The 6,875-nt window shown below is 67.3% G+C and carries 7 protein-coding genes; 2 read left to right on the top strand and 5 right to left on the bottom strand.

What is annotated here, in order from left to right:
* Both VM306_RS26305 and VM306_RS26300 read right to left on the bottom strand, forming a co-directional pair.
* Positions 1–663, bottom strand: a 663-nt coding sequence (locus tag VM306_RS26305; protein WP_325519745.1) for a serine hydrolase domain-containing protein, incomplete at its 3' end; no start/stop codon positions are given.
* Positions 663–1,922 (bottom strand): serine hydrolase domain-containing protein, encoded by a 1,260-nt coding sequence (locus tag VM306_RS26300; protein WP_325519743.1) that lies wholly within the window; start codon positions 1,920–1,922, stop codon positions 663–665. The genes VM306_RS26305 and VM306_RS26300, both read right to left, overlap by 1 nt.
* 134 nt (positions 1,923–2,056) lie before the next feature.
* Between VM306_RS26300 and VM306_RS26295 the strand changes: the two genes are divergently transcribed.
* Both VM306_RS26295 and VM306_RS26290 read left to right on the top strand, forming a co-directional pair.
* Positions 2,057–2,791, top strand: a complete 735-nt coding sequence (locus VM306_RS26295; RefSeq protein WP_325519741.1) for a carbonic anhydrase family protein — start codon at positions 2,057–2,059, stop codon at positions 2,789–2,791.
* 176 nt (positions 2,792–2,967) lie between these two features.
* Positions 2,968–4,176 carry an MFS transporter gene (locus VM306_RS26290; RefSeq protein ID WP_325519739.1) on the top strand — a complete coding sequence of 403 codons (1,209 nt, stop codon included), beginning with the start codon at positions 2,968–2,970 and terminating at the stop codon, positions 4,174–4,176.
* Here the strand turns inward: VM306_RS26290 and VM306_RS26285 are convergent.
* From VM306_RS26285 to VM306_RS26275, 3 genes are all read right to left on the bottom strand, one after another.
* Complete coding sequence (locus tag VM306_RS26285) at positions 4,083–4,676, bottom strand: DedA family protein (protein ID WP_325519747.1); 594 nt, start codon at positions 4,674–4,676, stop codon at positions 4,083–4,085. The two genes, VM306_RS26290 and VM306_RS26285, sit on opposite strands and share 94 nt — an antisense overlap.
* Positions 4,677–5,799: 1,123 nt before the next feature.
* Positions 5,800–6,348, bottom strand: a complete 549-nt coding sequence (locus tag VM306_RS26280) for an AAA family ATPase (RefSeq protein ID WP_325519737.1) — start codon at positions 6,346–6,348, stop codon at positions 5,800–5,802.
* Between the two features lie 23 nt (positions 6,349–6,371).
* The coding region (locus tag VM306_RS26275) for a hypothetical protein (RefSeq protein ID WP_325519735.1) at positions 6,372–6,875 on the bottom strand (504 nt) is incomplete at its 5' end.

Genomic DNA, 6,875 nt, shown 5'->3' with positions numbered 1-6,875 from the left:
GTGCAGGCGGACGAACTCCATCAGGTCACGCGCGCTCATGGCGAGGTGCGAGCCGCTGGGCGCCGTGGAGTAGGAGACCGCCCACTTCGTCGCCGGCACACCATCCGTGTGGCCGATGGCGGCGCGGTGCAGGATCGCCTCGTAGACGTCGGTGGCGACGGTCTTCAGCTGCAACGGCGTGACGAGCTCGGAGCGGAGCACGTCGTGGAAGGGCTTGCCGCGTAACACTTCCACGAGTCTGCCGAGCACGGTGTAGCCGCTGTTGGAGTAGGAGAAGACGGCGCCGGGCGGGAACGGGCGGGGTGCGTCGGCGATCGCGGCGACGAACTCCTCGATCGTGCGCGTGTCGGTGAAGTGGTTGGCGTCGAGGCCGCTGGTGTGGGTGAGAAGGTGGCGGGCCGTGATGCCCGGTCCGAGACCGGGCAGGTGCTCGGTCACGGGCTCGTCGAGGTCGAGGAGGCCGTCGGTCACCAGATGGTGGACGAGGGTGGCGGTCCAGATCTTGGTGATCGAGCCGATCTTGAACACCGAGTCGGGCGTGACCTCGACGCCGGTGTGCAGGCTCAGCACGCCGGCCGCGCGGTCCCGGATCTCGCCGTCCGCCAGCACGGCCACCTGGGCGCCTGGCACGTCGTGCCTCGCGATGAGCTCGCTCAGGTCCATCACGCGATCCGGTAGCAGGCGTTGCTGTTGTGGAGGAACTTCGCGCGGCCCTCGGGGTCGCGGTCGACGAACGTGTAGACGTGGTGGGTGCCGAGTTCCGGTTCGCGGGTGATGATCGAGGTGTCGTCGAACCGGACGACCTCGTCTCGGCTGTGGCCGCCGAGGAACTGCGCGCCCAGGGCGTTGCGCGGGACGTAGGTGAGGAACGCGCGGTCGCCCTCGGTGCTCAGGACGTAGTCGACGCGGGTGCCCCGGTAGGTGCCGCACATCCAGTCCTCGACCGGCTGCGGGTCGGCGGGTGGTGTGGGGCGGGGTGGTGTCTCGATGCCGGCCAGGTCGCGGAGCGTGTGGCTGAAGACCTCGTGGGCGAGGGCAGGGCCGCCGAGGCTGTTGGTCAGCACGGCTACCGCTACGCCTGCTGACGGGACCACGCGCAGGAACGCCTTCTGGCCCACGGTGGTGCCGGTGTGGCCGACGACGCCGTTGCCGTAGATCATCCAGCCGAGACCCCACGCCGCGACGCCGAGGTTCGGGGGTGGGGTGACCTGGGGTTCGCGCAGGGCGGCGTAGCCGGTCAGGTGCAGGCGGGCGAACTCCAGCAGGTCGCGGGCGCTCATCGCCAGCTGGGAGCCGCCGGGGGAGTTCGAGTACGGGAGGGCCCAGGTGGTGACCGGTTCGCCCTGCTCGTGGCCGACGGCGGCGCGGTGCAGGATCGCCTCGTAGGCGTTGGTGGAGACGGTTCTCAGGCCGAGCGGTGTCGCCAGGCGTGCGCGGAGCACGTCGTGGAACGGTTCGCCGCACAGCACCTCGATGAGCCGGCCGAGGACGGCGAACCCGGTGTTGCTGTAGGAGAACATGGTGCCGGGCGGGAAGAGCTGCTCGGCGGTGGTGAGGGTGGCGACGAACCTCGCGATCGCGTCGTCGCCCACGCCCGTGTCGGTGAAGAGGTTGCCGTCGATGCCGCTGGTGTGGGTGAGCAGGTGCCGGGCCGTGACGGATTCGGTGGCGGCGCTGTCGCTCAATTCGAAATCCGGCAAATACGATCTAATCGGACAATCCAGATCGAGAACCTTCTCGTTCACCAATTGGTGCGCCAGGGTGGCCGTCCAGATCTTCGTGATGGAACCGATCTGGAACACCGAGTCGGAAGTCGTCTCGATTCGAGTTCGCAGGCTCAGCAACCCCGCCGCGTAGTCGGTGATCTGGCCATCTGCCAGCACCGCGACCTGCGCACCCGGGACCTGGTTACGCTTCGTCAACTCGTTCAGGTTCCACCCCACGGAAAGAGCCTATGGGGGTCGGCAAGCCAATTGAGACGACATTGATTCCGGAACTGTGAGAGCGCGGCCACACTCCCTGTCCCTTTTCACTCGATCGGGTGAAAAGTGGGGCAATGAACTTGAAACGGTCCCTTCCGGCTCTTCTTCCGCTCGTGCTCACCGCGTCGTTCTTCGCGGGTGGCGCGGCCGAGTCGGCGACACCGGCGCAAAGCCCGGTGAACGTCACGCCCAACGCGATCCGGTTCGACCCGCACGCCGCCAAGCTCGACATCACCTACGGGAGTTCCGCGCTGGAGCTGAAGTACATCCGCAAGGACCTGGACAAGGCGGACGGCTGCACGACTCGCGACCACGAGGAGACAGAGGAGGCCGAGGTGGAGCCCGGATCGGGCCACGTCACGGTCGCCGGCACCAGATACGACCTGGTCCAGTTCCACTTCCACACGCCGTCGGAGCACGCGTTCGGTGGCCGCCACACGCCGCTGGAGATGCACCTCGTGCACCGCAGCGCGGAGGGCAAGCTGCTCGTGGTCGGCGTTCCGCTGATCGTCGGCTCGCACTCCGTCGTGGACGACGTGCTCGCGCACCTCGCGCCCGAGTGCGGTGCGCCGGTGGACGTCGCGCCCGTCAACCTCGACCGGTTGCTGCCGGTCGGCCACCACACGCTGCACTACACCGGGTCGCTCACCACGGCGCCGTTCACCGAGGGCGTCGAGTGGTACCTCACCGGTGAGCAGCACGTGACGGCCGCGAGCATCGCGCGCTTCAAGGGGCTGTTCACGGCGGGCAACGCCCGTGCGACGCAGCCGCTCAACGGCCGGACGTTCGTCGAGGTCCCGCACATCTGACCGGGCACAAGCTGAAGGCCGGTCCCGCACCTGCACGGGGCCGGCCTTCTGCACAGACGGCGAGTTGTGAGCAGAGGCACCGCCCACGAGTCTTCTGAAGCGCGTCAGAAGGACCGTAAAATCGTTCCGGTAGCTAACTGGTTCACGATGGGAACGCCTTGAACACCACCCGCGCCATGACCGCTCTCGCGCTCGGCGGGTTCGGCATCGGTACGACCGAGTTCGCGACCATGGGCCTGCTGCCGCAGATCGCGGAGACCTTCGGCATCCCCGACTACGAGGCGGGGCACGCGATCAGCCTCTACGCCGCCGGTGTCGTCGTCGGCGCGCCGTTGATCGCGGTGCTCGGCGCCAAGCTGCCGCGCAAGGGCATGCTCATCGGCCTGATGCTGGCCGTCGCCGTGGGCAACGGCCTGTCGGCGGCCGCTCAGGACAAGACTCTCCTGCTCGTGGCGCGGTTCGTCGCCGGACTGCCGCACGGCGCGTTCTTCGGCATCGCGGCGGTCGTCGCCGCCACGCTCGTCGCACCCGAACGGCGAGGCACGGCCGTCGCACGCGTGATGGTCGGTCTGACCGTGGCGAACCTCGTGGGCGTACCGCTCGCGACGGCCGCGGGGCAGCAGATCGGCTGGCGCACGGCCTACCTCGCGGTCGCGGTGATCGCCGTGGTCACGGCGGGGGCGATCGCGGTCTGGGTGCCGCGGGTGCCGAAGGTCGAGGGCGCGTCGATGAAGGGCGAGGTCCGCGCGTTCGGCCGTCCGACGGTGTGGTTCGCGATCTTCACCGGCATGATCGGCTTTGGCGGCATGTTCGCCGTCTACTCCTACGTCGCCCCGCTGACGACCGAGGTCGCGAACCTCCCCGCCGGCGTCGTCCCGTGGATCCTCGCGGTGTTCGGCCTGGGCATGACGCTCGGCGCGACGTTCGGCGGCCGGTTCGTGGACCGGTCGGTGACGGGCTCGGTGTTCGGCGGGCTGGTCGCCGTCTGCGTGATCCTGGTCCTGTTCGGGCTCACCGCGACGATCCCGGTGTTCCTGTTCGCCCTGCTGTTCCTGCTGGGCTTCGTGGTGCAGATCCTGGCGGCGGCCCTGCAGCTGCGGCTGATGGACACTTCGCCGGACGCGCCGTCGCTCGCCGCGTCCTCCAACCACTCGTCGCTCAACGTCGCGAACGGCGCGGGCGCGTGGCTCGGCGGGCTCGCCATCGCGGCGGGCTGGGGCTACACGTCCACGGCCTGGGTCGGCGTGGCGCTGTCGCTGGCGGGTCTGGCGATCGCGGTGGCGTCGGTGCTCTACGAACGGCGTGCCTTGGCGCGGGAGACCACGAACCAGACGATGGCGATGGCCAGCGCGGCGAGCACCACCGTCGAGACCCAGCCCAGGTAGCGGTCGACGAGCTCGTAGTTCTCGCCGAGCGCGTACCCGGCGAGGATCAGCGCGGTGTTCCACAGGAGGCTTCCGGCCGCGGTGTAGAGCGTGAACTTCACGATCGGCATCCCCGACACCCCGGCCGGGATGGAGATCAGGCTGCGCACGACCGGCACCATGCGCCCGATGAACACGGCCTTGGTGCCGTGCTTGTCGAACCACGCGTCGGACTTGTCCACATCGGACACCGTGACGAACGGGATCTTGTTCGCGACCTTGCGCAGCCGCTCCAGCCCGAGCCACTTGCCCAGCCCGTACAGCACGAGCGCGCCGACGACCGACCCCGCCGTGGTCCACAGGATCGCGGCGACCAGCGAGATCTTGCCCTGACCCGCGGTGAACCCCGCCAGCGGCAGGATGATCTCGCTCGGCACCGGCGGGAACACGTTCTCCAGCGCGACCGCGAGCCCCGCGCCGGGCGAGCCGAGCGCCTCCATCAGCCGGGTGATCCACTCCATGGTCACCGAATTACCCGCTCTGACACCTGTATCCGGGACAGATCCCGTAACGGTTGCATTTCGGTTGCCCGTACGACCCTGTGGGCGCCGTACGGAATACAACCCGGCTCGGCCCGCTGATCAGTACCGCGAGGGACGCCCATGAGTGACGGAACCGTCCCGGCGATCGACTTCGGCGACGCCGCAGCCGACGCAGCCACCGCCTCCGGCAGGGCACCCGCGAACGGCCGTGCGAGCTCGTCCGTGCTGCGCAAACGACGCACACTGGATCTGAGGCGGACCGAGACTCCCGGACTCGGCGACATGCCCCGCGGGCCCCGCAAGCACCGGCATCGACGGCGCTACGCGGTGGTGATGCTCAACTCCGACGGCAGGCTCAGCGACCAGCAGCTATTCGCGCAGCTGGGATGGACGCCGGGGACACGAGTCGACATCGGCGTGGGCGACAGCCACGAAATCGTCGTACGCCGTGACGAGGACGGCGACTGGGCGCTGACCAGCCGTAACATGGTGCTGGTGCCGGCGTCGCTGCGGCACTGGTGCGGCTACGACGACGGCGACCCGGTACTGGTGGTGGCGGTGCCGTCGATGTCCGCCGTGGTGCTGCACAACCTGGAAACCCTGGACCAAGCGCTACCCGATCCCAGAAGGATCGTGCAGCGGATGCGTCCCGCCGGTGCGCCGCCAGATCTCGACGCTCCGATAGGAGTCGGATCTGTGGGCGGGGGCGGGGTAGAGGGTGCCGTCGGCAACGCGGATCCAGGTGGAGTGGCCATCGCTGTCGATGACGCCTCGAATTCCGCAAGAGGGCGAGCGGGGAAGCATTCGCCGGAGAGCATCACTACGTATTCGCCGGATCGTGCCATCGGCAGGGCGACTTGCATGGCGGAATTAATGGCTTTACCGTCGAGTAGCCGGCCCAATGAACGCGTCTGCGGTCGGGAACGATGTGGATGTTCTCGCCGCGGAAGGCGTCCACCGCTACCCTGGCGTCGACGTGGAGTACCACCGGGCTTGGGCTCAGCATGCTTGCGAGATAGCGCGTGGCTGCCGGGTCCCGATGTGTGAGTATGACGTATACGGTCATGACGATCTCCTCTCATTGAGACCGTGAGCGCATGGTCTACGCAATCGCGAGCGCCGCAAATTCGTCGTATGGGGTCGACGAGCTGATTATGTGCGGCGGGTCCGGAAGTTTTGACCAGGCGGATAGTTGGTGTTCCATCCGCTGCAGTTCGAGAATGCCACCTGATTTTGTGAGCAGGTTCAGAATGTTGTGGTAGATCGAGTCTTCAGGGGCGCGACGAGCCCGTTCTTCAACGCGACGCCAACATTCCCGGACGTCTTCGTGAAGCATCGTACGCCGAACCCTTCCGCCACTCGTCATCACGGCCGCCTCGAACTCGGCGGCCTCCTCAGGGGTGAAGAAGAGCTGGGGAAATATCACGTTGCCGCCGGAAGCGATTTGCTCTCGCAGAACTGCCAGCGCAAGCGGCTGTACCTCCACGCCGGCTTGCAGGAAGTCAACCGAAGCAGTGCCGAGGAGCCCTCGGAGCACGTCGACGTCAAGATTCAGCCAGCCTCGGCGAGCATCGACGAACTTTCGCGCGTAGGTCGACTTCCCGGATCCAGGTAGGCCGTTCACGAAGACGCAATAGCCAGCTTCGGTCATTTTCTGAGTTTCCTCCGGATCTGTTATGTGAATGTTCGTGCGCCCTGGGCGGCCTCGACCTCTGTTCGCAGTGACCGCCAACCGAGCAGGTTACCGACCTGTGGCAAATGCGTGAGCGGTAGCTCCTGCGGTACGCCGTGGCGATCGGTAAAGCTGAGCTCGCCCTGCGCCCTGTTCTCTGGCCACGGGGTCGCGACGTGTTCGAGCGAGGACCAGTGCGGGGGATCGGCACTGACCAGTTTGTCGAACAGCTTGAGGTCCGCATCGCGATCAGACCTCCCGTCGTGTGTTAGGTAGGACGTTCGCGCACACCGGGCGGCACTGATGCGCGGAAGAAGATCATCTTGGTCGTCGAATCGGCTACCGGCTTCATCGAGGTCTTGGTCGGATATGTAGGGGAGGTGCCATTCACCCACTCGCAACTGTCGCGGTGTCGAGCCGGCCATCGCCACGGCCATTGCCTGTGCGAGCGCACGAACCTCGGGTTGAGCCAGCTCGGAGTCCCGCTGGAGGAAGAAGTTGTCCCA

Source organism: Lentzea sp. (assembly GCF_035525475.1).
GTDB lineage: Bacteria > Actinomycetota > Actinomycetes > Mycobacteriales > Pseudonocardiaceae > Lentzea.
The sequence above is the reverse complement of the archived record's forward strand: the minus strand, read 5'-3'. Positions and strand labels throughout refer to the sequence as shown.